Raw genomic sequence first — 15,291 nt, 5'->3', positions numbered from 1 at the left:
GCTAGACCCTCATGATAATCAGAATCCTTAGGAGCCTAATTGAGATCTGAAATATCTACACGTAAAGCCATTGTGACCGGCGCGGGAACCGGCATCGGACAAGCTACCGCAGCCACCCTGGTCGACGCGGGATTCCACGTTGTTCTGGTCGGGCGCCGCGAGGAACCACTGGCCGCCACCCGCGAGCGACTGAACCGCCCCGACGCGGCCACCCTGCAACTGTGCGACGTCACCGACGAAACCGCCGTCGCAGCCATGTTCGACACTGTCGGTCCGGTGGACGCCGTGGTCTGCAACGCCGGCGTGTCCATGTCGGCGCCGTTTGCCCGAACCAGTGTCGAACAGGTGACCCAGGCCTTCACCGTGAACGCCCTCGGCGCCTTCCTGTGCCTGCGGGCGGCGTTGCCGGGCATGCGATCTCGCGGCTGGGGTCGCGCAGTGGTGGTGTCCTCGATATCGGGTGTTGTCGGCGCCCCTTATATCGCCGCTTACACCGCTTCCAAGCACGCGGCCATCGGGTTCGTGCGGTCGGCGGCGGCCGAGATGGCCGGCACCGGTGTCACCGTCAATGCCGTCTGCCCCACCTACGTGCGCACGCCCATGACCGAGCGCACCGTGGCGGCCATATCCGACAAAACCGGCCGGGAGGCAAGCGCTTCCGAGGCGTCGCTGGCAGCGGGCTCACCGCTGGGCCGACTGCTCGAACCCGCTGAAGTGGCTCATGCCGTCGGCTTCCTGTGCACCGACCTGGCAGGAGGCATCAGCGGACAAGCCCTGGTCATGGACGGCGGCGGTGTGCAGCACTGAGCCGCCCATCAATTAGGATAATAAATAGCCAAAACCCTTGACCGTCTTCGCGGGACGTAACTAGCATTCCGCCCATGGGTGTGAGCCCCATCACCAACACCGTCGTTAGGAGAATTCCTGTGCGCCCCAGATCGATGTTCCGGAGAGGGATGAAGGCCGTGGCAATCGCGGCCGCCGCCACGCTGGCCTTCAGCGCCTGCGCGCGTGAAGCGACCACCACGTCGACCGAGGCCGTCGACAACACCGAGATGTCCGCCGAACAGCTCGAGCAGGTGTGGGCCGGCAAGACCATCCGATTCATCTGCAGCGAATCCGCCGGCGGGAGCCTCGACACCACCTCGCGAGCCCTGGCCCGCCACCTCGGCAGCCACCTGCCCGGCAATCCGCGTGTTGTGGTCGAGAACATGGAGGGCGGCGAGAGCCGCATCGCCACCAACTACATCTACTCGGCCAAGCCCGACGGCCTCGTGATCGGGATGACCGACATCAACATCCCGTTCTACTCACTCATCGGCGAGGGCGAAGCCGAAGGCGTGCGCTGGGATCCGAACAACATCAATTGGCTGGGCAGCACCTCGAAGGCACCGCAGGTGCTCGCCATCCACAGCCGCACCGGCATCGATCCCAAGGATCTCGACGCCATCCGTGCCGCCAACATCAAGCTCCCGTACGGGGCGGTCGGCGACGGACCGCACACCGGACACGTGCTGATCAACGAAGTCCTCGCCCTGAACCTGCAACCGGTATTCGGGTACGGCGGCTCCACCGAGCGCATGCTCGGCCTGGATCGCGGCGAGGTCGACGGCACCGTGAGCACCTGGGACAGCCTGAAACGCCAGAAGAGCGACGAACTCGCCGACGGCACCCTGGTACCGGTACTGCAGATCGGCGGGCCGATCGACGACCCCGTGATGGCAGGCGTTCCCACGCTGGCCGATTTGATCGCCGGCAACTCCGAGGACGACAAAGACCTGCTCGGGGTGGTCGCCGACCGTTACGAATGGGCCCGCCCGATCATGGCACCCAACGGCACCAACGCCACCGTGCTCGAAGCCCTGCGCACCGGCGTCGCCGACACCCTCGCCGATCCTGAATTCCTCGCCGAAGCAAAACAATTGGGCATCGACATCAACCCGACCTCCGGCGAAGAAGTCACCGAACGCATCAACGCCTATCTGCAGTTGGACGGCGCCGCCGTGGAACGTCTGCAGAACGCCATCAACGCCGACGGCAGCTAGTCGGTCGACGACCCGGCGCGAAACACGCCGGGGAGTCAGGGCCGGCTGCACCACGCTAGTCAGCAGAAAGTAAAGAGGAGAGCCGGAAGATGTTACAGGAACTCGGACTGTTCGTCTCGAGCCTGGGGAGCGTGCTGTCTTGGCCCACGTTCGGGTTCCTGCTGATAGGAATGGGTCTCGGCTTCCTGGTCGGGATCCTGCCGGGCCTCGGCGGCAGCACCGCCCTGGCTCTCATGCTGCCGTTCACCTTCGGGATGGAGCCGGTGGCGGCGTTCGCCTTCTTGCTGGGCATGGGCGCCGTCACCGCGACCACAGGTGACCTCACCTCCATCCTGTTCGGCATCCCGGGTGAACCAAGCTCGGCGGCAACCGTTTTCGACGGCTATCCGATGACCAAACGTGGTGAGCCCGGCCGCGCGGTGGGCATTGCGTTGGTGAGCTCACTGATCGGCGCCCTGATCGGTGCGTTCTTCCTCGCCTTTGCGGTCCAGATAGCCAGACCGGTGGTCTTGAGTTTTGGTCCACCGGAGTTCTTCATGGTTGCCGTAGTTGCACTGTCCTTCGTGGCCACGCTGTCCGGCAAGGCTGTCGCCAAGGGCCTCATCATGGCCTGCGTCGGGTTCCTGGTGGCCTCCGTCGGCCAGGACCCGGGTACCGGCCGGATGCGGCTGAGCTTCGGAGTGCCCTACCTCTTCGACGGCATCTCGGTGGTGCCGGTGGTGGTCGGTCTGTTCGCCGTCCCCGCGGTGCTGGCCATGATGTCCATCGTCCGCGACGGAAACGACGGCAAGACAGCACCTTCGATCCAAGGCTGGACGGTCGGTGCCCGCGACGCAATCAGCCGCTGGTGGCTGATCGTGCGCTGTAGCGCCATCGGCATCTTCTGCGGCATGCTGCCCGGCGTCGGCGGCAGCTCTTCGCAGTTCATCGCCTACGCCCACGCCAAACAGACCTCGAAAGCGCCACACGAGTTCGGCACCGGCTCCGTCGACGGCCTGGTGGCCGCCGGCTCGGTCAACAACGCCAAAGAGGGCGGCGACCTGGTACCCACCGTCGGATTCGGTGTACCGGGCAGCGGCCAGATGGCAATCCTGTTGAGCGCCTTCCTGATCACCGGTTTGACCCCCGGACCGGCGATGCTGACCGACCACCTCGACGTCACGTTCTCGATGGTGTGGACACTGGTGGTGGCCAACATCATCGCCGTCATCCTGTGCCTGATCTTCATCCGCCAGATCTGCGGGATCACCCGGATCCCGGTGCGCCGCCTGGTCCCATTCCTGTTGGTGTTCATCGCGATCGGCTCGTTCACCGCCACCAACTCCTGGAACGACGTGATGATCATGCTGCTGTTCGGCGGCATCGCGGTGTTCGCCGGACGCTGGGGCTGGCCACTGCCACCGTTGTTGTTGGGGTTGGTCCTCGGCCCGATGATCGAGAGCAACTACTTCCTGTCCTATGAGCTGAACGACAAGGGCTTCGGCTGGCTCGGCCGACCGCTGGTGCTCGTGATGATCGGCCTGCTGGTGCTGAGCCTCGGCATTCCGCGCCTGAAACGCTGGATCGACAACCGCGCACAACGCTCCGTGGCCGCCAGCCTCGAACTCGACAAGACCGTCACCGCCGCCCCGACCCCAGCCGAGCCCGTCGCCGGCCCCTGGCGCCTGGTGTTCAGCGCAGCCACCTTGCTGGTGGGCCTGGTCGTCATCTGGCAGATGCAGTACGCCGCCGATATCCCGCTGCGCACCAAGCAGTTCCCTCTGCTCGCCGCGGTACCGATGGCCGCGCTGTCGGCCTACCAGTTGTTCATCGACCTCCGCCCGATGTTCCGCCGCCGGCCGCCCACCCAGCCGATCCCCGCCGATACCGCAGCCTCCGGCCCGCAGCCCTCCACATCTGACGGCGCCCAACAGGTGGCGGTCCTGCAAGAGGCAGCAGTGGAAACCGACGTCACCTCGTTCTCCCGGGAAGAAGCGTCGTCGATCACCTGGAAGGCCACCGTCGCCTTTGCCACGTTCTTCGTCTGCCTCTATGTGTGCGGATTCATGGTCGGAATGCCGCTGTTCGCGGGCCTGTACCTGCTGTTGATCGCCCGGGTGAAGTGGTGGGGTGCACTACTCGGTGGCGCCGCCACCTATGGCTTCCTCTGGCTGGTCTTCATCGAGATCGCCCCGATCCCGATGATGCCAAGCCAAATATTCGGCTGGTAACAGCCGCATCTGAAGAGCGTCCTGCGGCCAGCGTCGGCCGCAGGACCGATAGTTCGCGAAGATAGAGAAGGTAGAGAGGTCGAAGTGAGAGAAACCGAGCAGCTCAGCGAGTACATCGCCGGACTGAAGTACGAGGACCTGCCACCAGCAGTCGTCGAGCAGGCCAAGATCGCCATCCGCGACGCCATGGGTGTCGCGCTGTACTCCGCCAACCTGCCCTGGACCACCATCGTCTCGGAGTTCGCCGGCGAGTCCGGCGCGCCGGGACCGGCCACCCTGTGGGGACGACCCGGATCCTTGTCGGCACCGGCCGCCGCGATGGTCAACGGCACCGCGGCACACGGTATCGAAATGGACGACCGCAGTGCGGCTCTGGACCTGCACGCCGGGGCACCCACCATTCCCGCCGCCATCGCCACCGCGCAGTACCGCGGCGCCAGCGGACGTGAACTGATCACCTCCGTCGTCGCCGGATACGAAGTGGCCTACCGGGTGGCGCGCGCCACCCAGGGGACCATCACCCGGTTCTACTGGGTCAGCATCCGCAGCATCCTCGGTGCGGCCACCGCCTCCGCTGTGGCCAACCGGCTCGACGCGAACGGACTGGTGAACACCCTCGGCATCGTGGGCAGTTTCGCCTCAGGACTGCTGGCACACATGCAGGAGTCCAAGGGCACCATGGTCAAACGGCTCCAAGGCGGCGGCTGGCCGTCGCAGGCCGGGGTGACTGCGGCGCTGTTGGCCGGTCGTGGGTTCACCGGACCGTCGACCATCCTCGAGGGCGAGTTCGGCATCTGCTCGGCGTTCTCCACCGAGAAGGCCCCGAACCTGGAGGCATTGGTCGCCGACCTGGGGTCCAGCTTCGAGATCGCCGGCTGGGAGACCAAACCTTATGCCGCCGTTGGGCATCTGCACAGCACCATCGATGCCATCAGCGAGCTGCGCTCGCGGGCGGGCTTTGATCCGGCCAAGGTCACCGATATCCAGGTGGCCTGCTCGACGAAGATCACCCCGAACGTCGACAACAATCCCCCGCAGTCGTTGATGGCCGCCCAGCGCAGCCTGAACTTCATCGCGGCCACCGCATTGTTCTACGATCTGCGCGACGCCGGCACCTGGCGCGAGGAGATCATCGAGGACAAGCGCCTGATCAACCTGGTACCGCGGGTCACCACGGAGGTCGACCCCGAGATCGAGAAGATCTACCACGCCACCAACGATCATGGCGGCGTTCGGGTCACGGTCACCATGGAGGACGGCAGCACCCACACCGCCGCCGTGCGCCATGCCGTGGGCACCCTGGCCAATCCGATGAGCAAGGACCAGTTGGTCGGCAAGTACTCGCTGCTGTCGGAGCGCACGCTGCCCGCCGAACAGGTGCAGGCACTGTCAGCGTGGATCGACAACCTCGACCAGCACGAGAACCTCGACGGCCTCGACTCCCTCGTCACCCCGAAAGGTGCATCATGACTGAAACATTCGATCTGGTGATCTCCGGTGGCCGGGTGCTCGATCCCGGCGCCGGCATCGATGCGCGTACCGATGTCGGCATCAAAGACGGCAAGGTCGCCGCACTCGGTGACCTGTCGTCTTCGGCTGCGGCCAAGAAGGTCGACGCCGCCGGCAAGGTCGTCACTCCCGGGCTGGTGGATCTGCACGCCCACGTGTACTGGGGCGTCGGCCGCGGTGTGGACGTCGACCAGGACTGCCTGCCCCGCGGTGTCACCACCGTCGCCGACGCCGGCAGCAGTGGATCGCTGAATTTCCCTGGCTTCAAACGGTATATCGTCGATCCTGCCCAGACCCGCATCGTCAATTTCCTCCACCTGTCCTACATCGGACTGGTCGGCGGCACGCCGATGGGCGAACTGATCAAGGAAGAGTGGGCCGATCCCGAGGGCACCCTGGAGGCCATCAAGGCCAACCCCGATGTCATCAAGGGTGTCAAGGTCCGCCTCGAAGAGCGTGCGGTCGGGGAACGCGGCAAAGAGATCATGACCATCGCCCGCGAGGTGTGCGCAGCGGCCGGCGTGCCACTGATGGTGCACATCTGCGGTGCCACCGATCCGCTGGCCGAGCTGCTGCCCTACTTCGCGCCGGGTGACATCGTGACGCACATGATGACCGGCCGTGGCAAGGCTCAGCTGCTCGACGAGGACAAGCTGATCCCCCAGGCCGTCGATGCCCGCGAACGCGGCGTGGTGTTCGATGTTGCCCACGGCCGCAGCCACTTCCCGTTCCGGGTGGCCGAGCGACTGATCGGCGAGGGATTCCTCCCCGATGCCATCAGCACCGATGTGACCAGCCTGAGCCTCAAAGGTGCGGTGCGCGATATGCCGTACATCATGAGCAAGCACCTGGCGCTGGGCATGAGCCTGGAGGACGTCATCCTGGCGTCGACGTCCGGGCCGGCGAAGGCGCTGGGCATGGAGCAGGAGATCGGCAGCCTGGCGGTGGGCCGGGAAGCCGATATCGCCGTGCTGGAGCTGGTGGATGCCGACGAGCTGATCACCGACACCGAGGGGCAGGAGCGCGCCCTGAAGCAGCAGTTGGCGCCGACGGCCACGGTCCGGGCCGGCGTGCTGGTCGCCTAGACCCGCTGGTCGCCTAGACCCGCTGAGCAGACACAAAATCGGGTGGTCCGGTCACGGATCACCCGATTTTGTGTCTGCTGGCCACGGTTATCCCCAGCCCGCTTCCAGGTGAGCACGGCACCGGCCCCGTTGCCCGCACCATCGGCTGATGAATCCCGAAGCCCAGCGGCTCCTCGACGAACTCGGTGGTCTGGCGACGACTCGGCAGCTCCTCCGGGTGCTGACACGTGACCAGCTCGCCTGGCAGGTTCGACGAGGGGAGATCGTCCGGGTCGTGCATGGCGTGTACGCGTCCCGCGCACCGGACACGGCAGCTCGGCTCAGCGCACTCGATGTGTTCCTCGGGCAAGAGGCGGTGGCCTGTCTGGGGACGGCGGCGGCACTCTACGGATTCGACACCGAGGCGACCTCAGCCATTCATGTTCTGGATCCCGCCATCCGCCTCCGGCCGAAGGTGGGCCTGATGGTTCATCAACGCTATGGCGCGCCGCTTATGCGGGTCGCGGGCCGGTTGGCGACCAGCCCGGCATGGACTGCGGTCGAAGTGGCACGGCAGGTCAGCCGTCCACGGGCGCTCGCGACGCTCGACGCTGCGCTGCACTCAGGCTGGTGCACTACCGCCGAGCTCGACCAGGCCGTCAAAGAGCAGCACGGTAGGCGCGGGATCGTCAACGTACGCGCGCTCGTGGAACACGCCGACGGCCGCGCCGAGTCCGGCATGGAAAGTGAAGCGCGCCTTGTCATGATCGACCACGACGTCCCGACGCCGGAGCTGCAGTACGAGATCATCGGTAGAGACGGCACGACGTATCGCGTCGACTTCGCCTGGCCCGATCACCGGGTGGCTGCCGAGTACGAGAGCATCGATTGGCACGCCGGCCGAATGGAGATGCTCCGCGACAAAAGGCGATTCGCCGCTGTGCAGGAGGCAAACTGGCTGGTCATCCCCATTGTCACGACCGACGTGAGAGATCAGCCCGCTCGTCTGGCCGCGCGGCTCAACCACCACCTGGCCCGGGCCAGCAGACAGAAACTCGGGTGATTCTGTCCAGAATCACCCGAGTTTGCGTCTGCTCGGCGGAATTAGTGCGCGGCGGGACTAGGTTCGGCAGGGCTGGTGGGCGGCCGGACCAGTGCGCGGCCGGATCAGTTATGCAGCAGAGCGGCGACGTCGGCCATGTTCTCGACGTTCTCCAGGTCGTCGACCAGTGCGATCAGCTTGTCGATCTGATCGTCGGAGATTGCTGCCGAAGCCAGGCTGCGGAACTTGCCGACCAGCTCCTCGTGGGTCAACGGGTTCTGCGGAGCACCCTTGCGGTACAGCTCTTCCCGCAGGAAGGTGCGGCCATCCTTGAGGGTGATCTGGGTGCGCGAGCCCCAGTACAGATCCCAGTCGACGACCTCGGTGGCGCGGCCGTACTTCATGTCGCCGTGTACGTGCAGCTTGTCGCCGACGGCCAGCACCTCGGGGTCCTTCAGCACCTCGGGGTCGACGTAGTACTTCAGCTCGTTGCTGCCCTTCACCATCGCCAGACCCAGGCTGAACGCCAGACTGAACTGCGCGCCGATGGTGTCCTTCGGCTTGACGATCGCCGCGCCGTGACCCAACGCGTGCGGGTTGATCCACACGTCGATGCGATCCAGCTCGTCGAACGTGACGTTGTGCTCCCGGATCAGGTACGAGAATGCCTGGATCGCGGGCGGAATAGTGCCGACGGTCGGGTACGCCTTGACGATCCGCTTCTCCAGGGCATACCACTCCGGCGAGTCCTCCTCGAGGATGCCGGACACGTCATCGAGGCGGGCGTGCAGCTTGCCCAGGCCACGCTTGCCCTCGAAAATCTCTGGCGGGCCGGTCAATCCGTTCTGCGCCAACAGGGTGGCGATCATGCCCGCGCGGGCGGCCATGCCGGAGTGGTAGCGCTTGACCTCGCCGCCGCCCTGGTCGTATTCCATCGTGCCCGAGGAGTGACTGCCGGTGATCGACAGGGCGTTGGTGATGGTGTCGACGTCGAGGTCGAGCAGCTTTGCGGTGACCGTGGCCGAGCCGAACGGGCCGACGAGTGCCTGGGCGTGGAACCCGAGTTCCGAAATCGGCCGGGTGATGACGCGGCCGATCTTGTAGAGCACCTGGCAGCCGAGTACGACGGCGAGCAAGAAGTCACGGCCCGAGAGTTGACGGGCCTCAGCCAGCGCCAGCGCGGAGGCGACGGTGATGCTGCTGGCGTGGGTGCCGCCGGAGTAACCGGTGTCGTCGAATTCGCAGGAGTGGGCGTAGTTGGAGTTCACCATGGCGGCATCCGGTGCACACACCTTGTCACCATGGCCGGCGATGGTGCTCTGCGGCTTGCTACCCAGCTCCAGTGCCAGTTCGTAGCTCGGTCGGGTCCAGGGCAGGGTGGACCCCATCAGGATGATGCCGAACTGATCGAGGATCGCCTCCTTGGCGGCGGCAATCGTATTGTCCGGCAGATCCTCGTATTTCAGCGAGGCGATGTACTCGGCGAGCCCCCGGGCAATCGGGTCGGCTTCAGTTGTCATTGAGGGGTCCTTCGGAGGTTGTGGCGTGATCGAGTTACGGGTAGAGCGGTACTTGGTGGCGGCGCCCGGCCGTGGCCGCCCCGGCATGTCAGAAGATCACTCCGGCCCACAGCCGCAGATTCAGCACACCCCAGAGCAAGTAGTAGACAAACGCCCAGACGACCAAGCCCCAGATCACCGCTGTCCACCACTTGGTCTTGGCGACAACAAAGAGGTACACCGCGGTGAACACCGGTGTGAAGAGCATGAAGCCAAATGCCCAGAGGCCGGCGATGAAGCCCAGGAACTGGGCCAGCACCACCATGATCTGCCGCGGCCCGGCCTCGACCACTTCGGCTTCCTCGGCTTCGGCGGTCTTCTCGCGCAGCGCAACAATGGTTGCCGCGCCGTCGTTGTCTGCATCGACCGGGGACGGTCCGGACACGCTGTCGGGCGCTTCCGGCTCCGCCTTGCGCTTGCCCAACACCGTCACGGCGGCACCGACGCCGATACCGATACACAGTGCGGTCAGGATGAAGGACACCGATTCCGGCACCAGCGCCGCACTCGTCGGCAGGTCTGAATCACGGAGATCGAGGAATGCAAAAAGTCCGATCGCCGCGAACAGCCCAGCCAGTGCGATATCGCCGCGCGTCATCGGGCGCGCCTTGGACATCGGATCGGTGCGCGCCGACTTCTTGCCGCGGTAGTAGCGAATCAGTGGGGATGCCAGGCTGATCACCGCGATGACCGCCAGGATCATCACGATCGGACGGGTCATCCAGGCCGACGGATCACCGTAGATGTTGTTGGACAGGAAGAAGTTCGCCTCGGCGAGCTTCCCGAGCACCAACCCGATCAGCATCGGCGCAACCGGCCAGCTCATCCGTTCGGCCGCAAACGCCACCAATCCGACGACGACCATCAACATGATGTCCTCGAAACGGAACGATTCGGTGAAGCTTCCGACGGTGATGAACACCAGCAGCAGCGGCACCAGCAGCGTCTGCCGCATATCCGCCAGGCTGGCAATGCGTTTGGCGAGCAACAGGCACAACGCCACGCACAGCAGGTTGGCGATCACGATGGTCCACACCATGCCGAACGTCACGCTGACGTTGGTGGTCAACAGTTCTGGACCGGGCTGCACTCCGGTGATGATGAGCGCGCTGATCAGGATGGCCATGGCGCCGCTGCCGGGAATACCGAAGGCAACGGTGGGGATGAGGCTGCCGCCCTCTTTCGAGTTGTTGACCGAGCCGGCCGCCAGCAGACCTTCGATGGAGCCCTTGCCGAACTCCTCCGGATGTTTGGAGGACTGCAGAGCATGCCCGTAGGCGATGAACTGCGCCGAAGTTCCGCCCACACCTGGAATCAGGCCGACGTAGGCGCCGATCAGGCTGGTGCGCAGGACAAGCCATTTGTGGCGCCAGGTGTCCTTGGCTCCCTCGAACCACGAGTGGATCCGTACCGGCTGATCGCCGAAGTCCGACTTCGACGGCAGCATCGATGCGAGGATGGCGGGGACGGCAAACATCCCGACCACCACCGGTATCACGGGTACCCCGTCGAGCAGGTACAGCGAATCGAAGGTCAGGCGAGTCTGGGCGGTGGCGATGTCCTCGCCGATGGTGGCGAGCAGCACGCCGAGGGTGGCCATCGCCAATCCTTTGGCCATGCTCTTGCCGGACAGCGCCGCCACGGTGGTCAACGCGACCACCGCCAGCATGAACACTTCGGGTGGACCGAAGCTGAGCACCAGTGGTCGCACCAGTGGTACCGCAAGTGCCAGACACAACGCACCGAACCAGGCACCGACCAGTGAACTGGTCAGCGCGGCGCCGATTGCACGGCCAGCCTGCCCCATTCGGGTCAGTGGATAGCCGTCGAACACCGTCGCCGCCGACGACGCCTCCCCCGGTATACCGAACAAGACCGAGGTGACGTCGCCGGCGGTGGCGCAGGTGGCATGCATCGCCAACAGAAAGGCAACAGCGGCCAGGGGTTCCATGGAGAAGGTCAGTGGCAGCATCAGCGCCATGGTGGCCGCGCCACCGAGCCCCGGCAGCATACCGACCGCGAATCCGAGCAAGGTGCCGATGAGCATGTAGCCCACCGTGGGCCACACGAACAGAGCTCCGGCGCTGCCGAAGAACGTTCCCAGCCCAGCCAATCCGTCAGCGATCATCGATACCTACTTGGAGTCGGATTCGATCTGCGCGAGCACCGGAGCGACAATCGCAGGATCGACGGTGACGTACTTGGTGATCCGCTCTGCCACGGTGGCTCCGTCGCTGGGCACCACCGCGTACAGCGGCTCGGCTTCGCGCACGTAGTCCTCGTCGGCGTTCATCTCGTCGAAAGCGGTGCGGTAAGCGGCCACCGCTTCCTCGGACATCCCCGGAGGGCCGCCCAGAGAGCGCGCAAACCCGTACCGGGTGAGGACCACTTCGAGCAGTTCCTGCCCCTCGGGTGAGGCGTTCTCGAAGAGTTCCGAGGCGGTGGAAACGCCCTTGAGTTCCGGGGCCGACAATGCGGGCGCATCCGACAGGCCGACGGTGACGATGGGGAGCAGAATGCCCTCGTCGATCATCGCTCGTTCTTCGTCGTTGACGCTCTCCCAGGTGGTGACGATGGCGTCGACCTCACCACGCTCGATGGCCAGCCGGCGCTCGCCCTCATAGCCGAAGATGGTCTCGAAATTCCAGCCCAGGCCATTGGCCAGGGTGGCCTGCACCAGGTGCGGGCCGTCACCGGGTGAGCGCTGGGCGATGCGGACGGGCGGGCCTTCGGTCAGCGGCGCCAGGTTGTCTTTGGTGATGCCGGTGCGGCTGTGGACCAGGAGCACATTCGTGGTGACCGTAGGGCTGCCGAACCACTTGAACTTGGACGCGTCATACCGCACGCCGTCCGATTCGCCTTCGCCGATGAGGTTGTAGTGCGGCACGGCGACCGAGAACACGCCCACCGCCGTACCGTCGGAGGCGGCTTGGTTGTAGGCGTAGTTGGCCATCACCTTGTCGCCGCCACCTGGCATGTTGCGCACGATCACGTTCGGCTTGCCCGGCAGGTATTCACTGATGTGACGGGCGATGACGCGTGCCGTGGTGTCGTGGCCACCGCCGGCCTCCTGCCCGACGAGAATCTCGACGGTCTGACCTTGCAGGGTGAATTCACCTTCTGCAGAGGAGGTTTCGGCGGGTTTGTTGATACAGCCGGAAAGCGTCGCGGCCAGCGTCAAAGCTAGACCGCCGACAAACATTCGGCGCGAGGGTGAGCGGCTCATACAAGACTCCATCGACTTGTTCGAGTGGAAAGGGGTATTTCGTGCAATTAGGATACCTATTGGAGTGTAGAGAGTCCGCGCGCGAAGTCAAGAGCTCACCGCAGATTCATCCCCGTCGCAGGCGAAGGGAGCCCACCCACGCGACACTCAGACCTCTGCGATGAAACGCCGTCAACCGTCGCAGACGATTACGCCTCGGTGCTCAGGCAGCGCCGGAGATGAAGCCGGAGATCAACGCGACGGCCAATCCCCCCAGATAGCCGCCCCGGGGACCTCCGTGTACACCGGCCACGTCACCGGCCGCCGACAGACCTTCCAGCGGCGCGCCGTCGCGACCCAGGACTCGGCACCGCCCGTCGATCCGCACTCCACGCATGGTCGCGGTGACACCGGGAAGCACCCGCATCGCAAACCACGGACCGGACGATTTTCCCTCGGTCCACGCGTCGACGGACTTCTTCAGCTGGGCACGCGGAATGCGCAGCCGCACAGTGAGATCCGAGATCGAGTTGGCTTCGAAGATCTCGGCACCGCGCTCGGTCAACTCGGCGACATCTCGCAGGTGCCCGTCGGTCTGGGTGGCGCCGCGTTCGGCGGAGGCCTCGTCGCGGGTCCGTCCGTCGAATACCACGGTGAATCCAGAAGGGTCACCGGTGCGCACCATGGCGTTCACCAGAGCGATCCCGTTGTCGACGTCCGGGGTGAAGGCGTGCCCGTCCCGATCCACCAGCAGGCCCCGGCGGGCCACCGCATCCACCGTCGGCTGCGGCCACAACCGCGTTTCGGTGACCGCACTCGCCGACAACAAATGACCGTAGACAGCCGAGGACGGCTCGGTCACCGCCGCACCCGCACCGATCAGCAGGCGCAACCCATCCCCGGTGGACGACCGGGTGGACCTCAAGAACACATCGTCGGCGTGTGGCCCCACAAAGGCCCGCATCATCTGTGGGTCGGCCTGGAATCCACCGGTGGCCACGATCACCGAGCGGCCGACCACCGCCTCGGAGCCCCCGACCCCTACCTGCCATTCGTCCGCATCGCGCCGCAACGCATCTGCCGAACCGCGAACAAACCGCACACCGGCCTGGCGAGCCCGCTCCCGGAGGATGCGCAGAGCGCTCTCCGCACCACGTTCGGGTGCCGGTGTGACTCCACGAGCTTCCAGCCACGGTTGACAGGTGAACTTGTCATGTGGCCGAGACCCTTTGGGCCCCAGCTCCACCCCTTGCTCAGCCAGCCAGCGGATCGCGGATCCGCTGGCGTCGGCGAGGGCCCGTGCCAGCTGCGGGTCGACTTCCCCGTCGGTCTGCTCGACCATCCGTCGCACCAGGTCGTCGGCCGGTTCATCGAGGGCACCCCACGCGAGATGGAACACTCCCCCGGAAATGCGGCTGTTGGCACCGTTGCCGTCGGGCTCGGGATCAACGATCACCACCGATCGGTCCGTCTCCCGGGCCCGCAGCGCCGCCGTCAGCCCGGCCAGACCGGCCCCCAGGACGACCACATCAGGCACGGACGTAAACCTCGCCTGCCATCAACCGGCGGGCAGTGCGCACCACGGCCACCGAGTCGACAACACCCTCGGAGTCGAAGCGGACCTCCGCCGCGGCAACACCTTTGGGGTGACCGCCCCGCACCCACGCATCGCCATGCTCACCGCGCAGCCGGTTCGGCACCGTACCGGGGGTGACACCGGCAACCGAAGTGCAGATCAACCCGGTGAGCGGATGCGCGTGATGCATGCGCTGCAGCGAGAACACCCGGGCGACAAAATCGATGTCACCGCCGTTGACCGCGGTGCCCTGCGTGGTCTGGTAGTCGGTGGCCTTTGAGACCACCGACAGCAACGGCAGGATCGGGGAGGCGATCGACGCGACGTCTCCGGGTTCGACCAACCCGAGGTGCACCGCACCGGCAGTACGCACCTGTTCGAACTTCTCCAGCAGCGCGTCATCCGAATTGACTTGGGCCGGAAGGATCGTGCCGTCGATACCGAGCGACTCGGCGTCGACGAACATCACCAAGTTGGCGGCGTCGACAAACGACGCCTCCACCGCACCGAAGGGCGTTTCGATGATGTCGATCGGCGAACCGGTGGGCAGCGCCCCGCGATCACGGAATTTGCCGACCGGATCGAGGTATTCGTTGATGATCTGGGCGCCCGGGCGTGGCACGCCGGCGACGTCGACATCGCCCTGCACCGCGGCCCGGCCGTTGACCACGGGGACCGTCGCCCGGATGTTGGTGCGGGTGTTCTCGTTGTAGAGCACAAACGTGGTCTCGGGTTCGATCGCCGGGACCAGACCTTCGTCGACGACGTAGGCGCACACGGCCGAGGTGAGGTTGCCGCTGTTGGGTTTCCAGTCGATCAGTGCGTCGCGCACCGACACCTGACCGAACAAGAAGTCGACGTCGACGCCTGGTCGCCGGCTGGATCTCACGGTGATGACCTTCGAGGTGGACGACGATCCGCCGCCCATACCGTCGATCTGCCCGACATCGGGGCTGCCCATGATCTCCAGCACCACCGCATCCCGGTCAGGCCCGGGTGGCGGCAGATCGGCGTCGCGGACCATCAGTCCCTTGCTGGTTCCGCCGCGCATCCACACGGCCGGAATTCCACGCTGCGGCAT

The 15,291-nt window shown here is 65.5% G+C and carries 11 protein-coding genes; 6 read left to right on the top strand and 5 right to left on the bottom strand.

Features of this window, described 5'->3' with window-relative positions; genetic code table 11:
• The first annotated feature begins 39 nt into the window (after nt 1-39).
• The 6 genes from WBB07_RS20615 (at nt 40) to WBB07_RS20590 (ending at nt 7,891) form a co-directional block, all read left to right on the top strand.
• Entirely contained in the window at nt 40-807 is a 768-nt protein-coding gene (locus WBB07_RS20615) for an SDR family NAD(P)-dependent oxidoreductase (protein ID WP_526310216.1), read from the top strand.
• A gap of 158 nt (nt 808-965) precedes the next feature.
• Complete coding sequence (locus WBB07_RS20610) at nt 966-2,045, top strand: Bug family tripartite tricarboxylate transporter substrate binding protein (RefSeq protein WP_526310215.1); 1,080 nt, start codon at nt 966-968, stop codon at nt 2,043-2,045.
• A gap of 89 nt (nt 2,046-2,134) precedes the next feature.
• Nucleotides 2,135-4,255 (top strand): tripartite tricarboxylate transporter permease, encoded by a 2,121-nt coding sequence (locus tag WBB07_RS20605; protein ID WP_526310214.1) that lies wholly within the window; start codon nt 2,135-2,137, stop codon nt 4,253-4,255.
• 84 nt (nt 4,256-4,339) lie between these two features.
• Nucleotides 4,340-5,725, top strand: a complete 1,386-nt coding sequence (locus tag WBB07_RS20600) for an MmgE/PrpD family protein (RefSeq protein ID WP_526310213.1) — start codon at nt 4,340-4,342, stop codon at nt 5,723-5,725.
• Complete coding sequence (locus WBB07_RS20595) at nt 5,722-6,849, top strand: amidohydrolase/deacetylase family metallohydrolase (protein ID WP_526310212.1); 1,128 nt, start codon at nt 5,722-5,724, stop codon at nt 6,847-6,849. Before WBB07_RS20600 ends, WBB07_RS20595 begins: the two co-directional genes overlap by 4 nt.
• A gap of 148 nt (nt 6,850-6,997) precedes the next feature.
• Nucleotides 6,998-7,891, top strand: a complete 894-nt coding sequence (locus WBB07_RS20590; RefSeq protein WP_526310211.1) for a type IV toxin-antitoxin system AbiEi family antitoxin — start codon at nt 6,998-7,000, stop codon at nt 7,889-7,891.
• A gap of 104 nt (nt 7,892-7,995) precedes the next feature.
• Here WBB07_RS20590 and WBB07_RS20585 read toward each other — a convergent pair whose 3' ends face one another.
• The 5 genes from WBB07_RS20585 to WBB07_RS20565 all read right to left on the bottom strand — a co-directional run bounded on the left by WBB07_RS20585 (nt 7,996) and on the right by WBB07_RS20565 (nt 15,291).
• Complete coding sequence (locus WBB07_RS20585) at nt 7,996-9,390, bottom strand: MmgE/PrpD family protein (RefSeq protein WP_526310210.1); 1,395 nt, start codon at nt 9,388-9,390, stop codon at nt 7,996-7,998.
• Between the two features lie 88 nt (nt 9,391-9,478).
• The gene (locus tag WBB07_RS20580; protein WP_526310209.1) at nt 9,479-11,557 is read right to left on the bottom strand and encodes a tripartite tricarboxylate transporter permease; all 2,079 of its coding nucleotides are present in this window, start codon (nt 11,555-11,557) and stop codon (nt 9,479-9,481) included.
• A 6-nt stretch (nt 11,558-11,563) separates the two neighbouring features.
• A complete protein-coding gene (locus WBB07_RS20575) occupies nt 11,564-12,655 on the bottom strand; it encodes a hypothetical protein (RefSeq protein ID WP_526310208.1) in 1,092 nt (363 codons plus the stop codon).
• A 202-nt stretch (nt 12,656-12,857) separates the two neighbouring features.
• On the bottom strand, nt 12,858-14,171 hold the full coding sequence (locus WBB07_RS20570; RefSeq protein WP_526310207.1) for an FAD-dependent oxidoreductase: 1,314 nt from the start codon (nt 14,169-14,171) through the stop codon (nt 12,858-12,860).
• Nucleotides 14,164-15,291, bottom strand: a complete 1,128-nt coding sequence (locus tag WBB07_RS20565; protein ID WP_526310206.1) for a PrpF domain-containing protein — start codon at nt 15,289-15,291, stop codon at nt 14,164-14,166. Before WBB07_RS20565 ends, WBB07_RS20570 begins: the two co-directional genes overlap by 8 nt.

The organism is Mycobacterium sp., assembly GCF_049647605.1.
Taxonomy (GTDB): domain Bacteria; phylum Actinomycetota; class Actinomycetes; order Mycobacteriales; family Mycobacteriaceae; genus Mycobacterium.
This window is presented reverse-complemented; position numbering and strand designations above follow the sequence as displayed.

What these genes read in the sequence shown, in the direction of transcription:
- WBB07_RS20605 (WP_526310214.1), top strand. Translation starts at nt 2,135, where the DNA reads ATGTTACAGGAACTCGGACTGTTCGTCTCGAGCCTGGGGAGCGTGCTG.
- WBB07_RS20595 (WP_526310212.1), top strand. Translation starts at nt 5,722, where the DNA reads ATGACTGAAACATTCGATCTGGTGATCTCCGGTGGCCGGGTGCTCGAT.
- WBB07_RS20590 (WP_526310211.1), top strand. Translation starts at nt 6,998, where the DNA reads ATGAATCCCGAAGCCCAGCGGCTCCTCGACGAACTCGGTGGTCTGGCG.
- WBB07_RS20585 (WP_526310210.1), bottom strand. Translation starts at nt 9,390, where the DNA reads ATGACAACTGAAGCCGACCCGATTGCCCGGGGGCTCGCCGAGTACATC.
- WBB07_RS20580 (WP_526310209.1), bottom strand. Translation starts at nt 11,557, where the DNA reads ATGATCGCTGACGGATTGGCTGGGCTGGGAACGTTCTTCGGCAGCGCC.
- WBB07_RS20575 (WP_526310208.1), bottom strand. Translation starts at nt 12,655, where the DNA reads ATGAGCCGCTCACCCTCGCGCCGAATGTTTGTCGGCGGTCTAGCTTTG.
- WBB07_RS20565 (WP_526310206.1), bottom strand. Translation starts at nt 15,291, where the DNA reads ATGCCGCAGCGTGGAATTCCGGCCGTGTGGATGCGCGGCGGAACCAGC.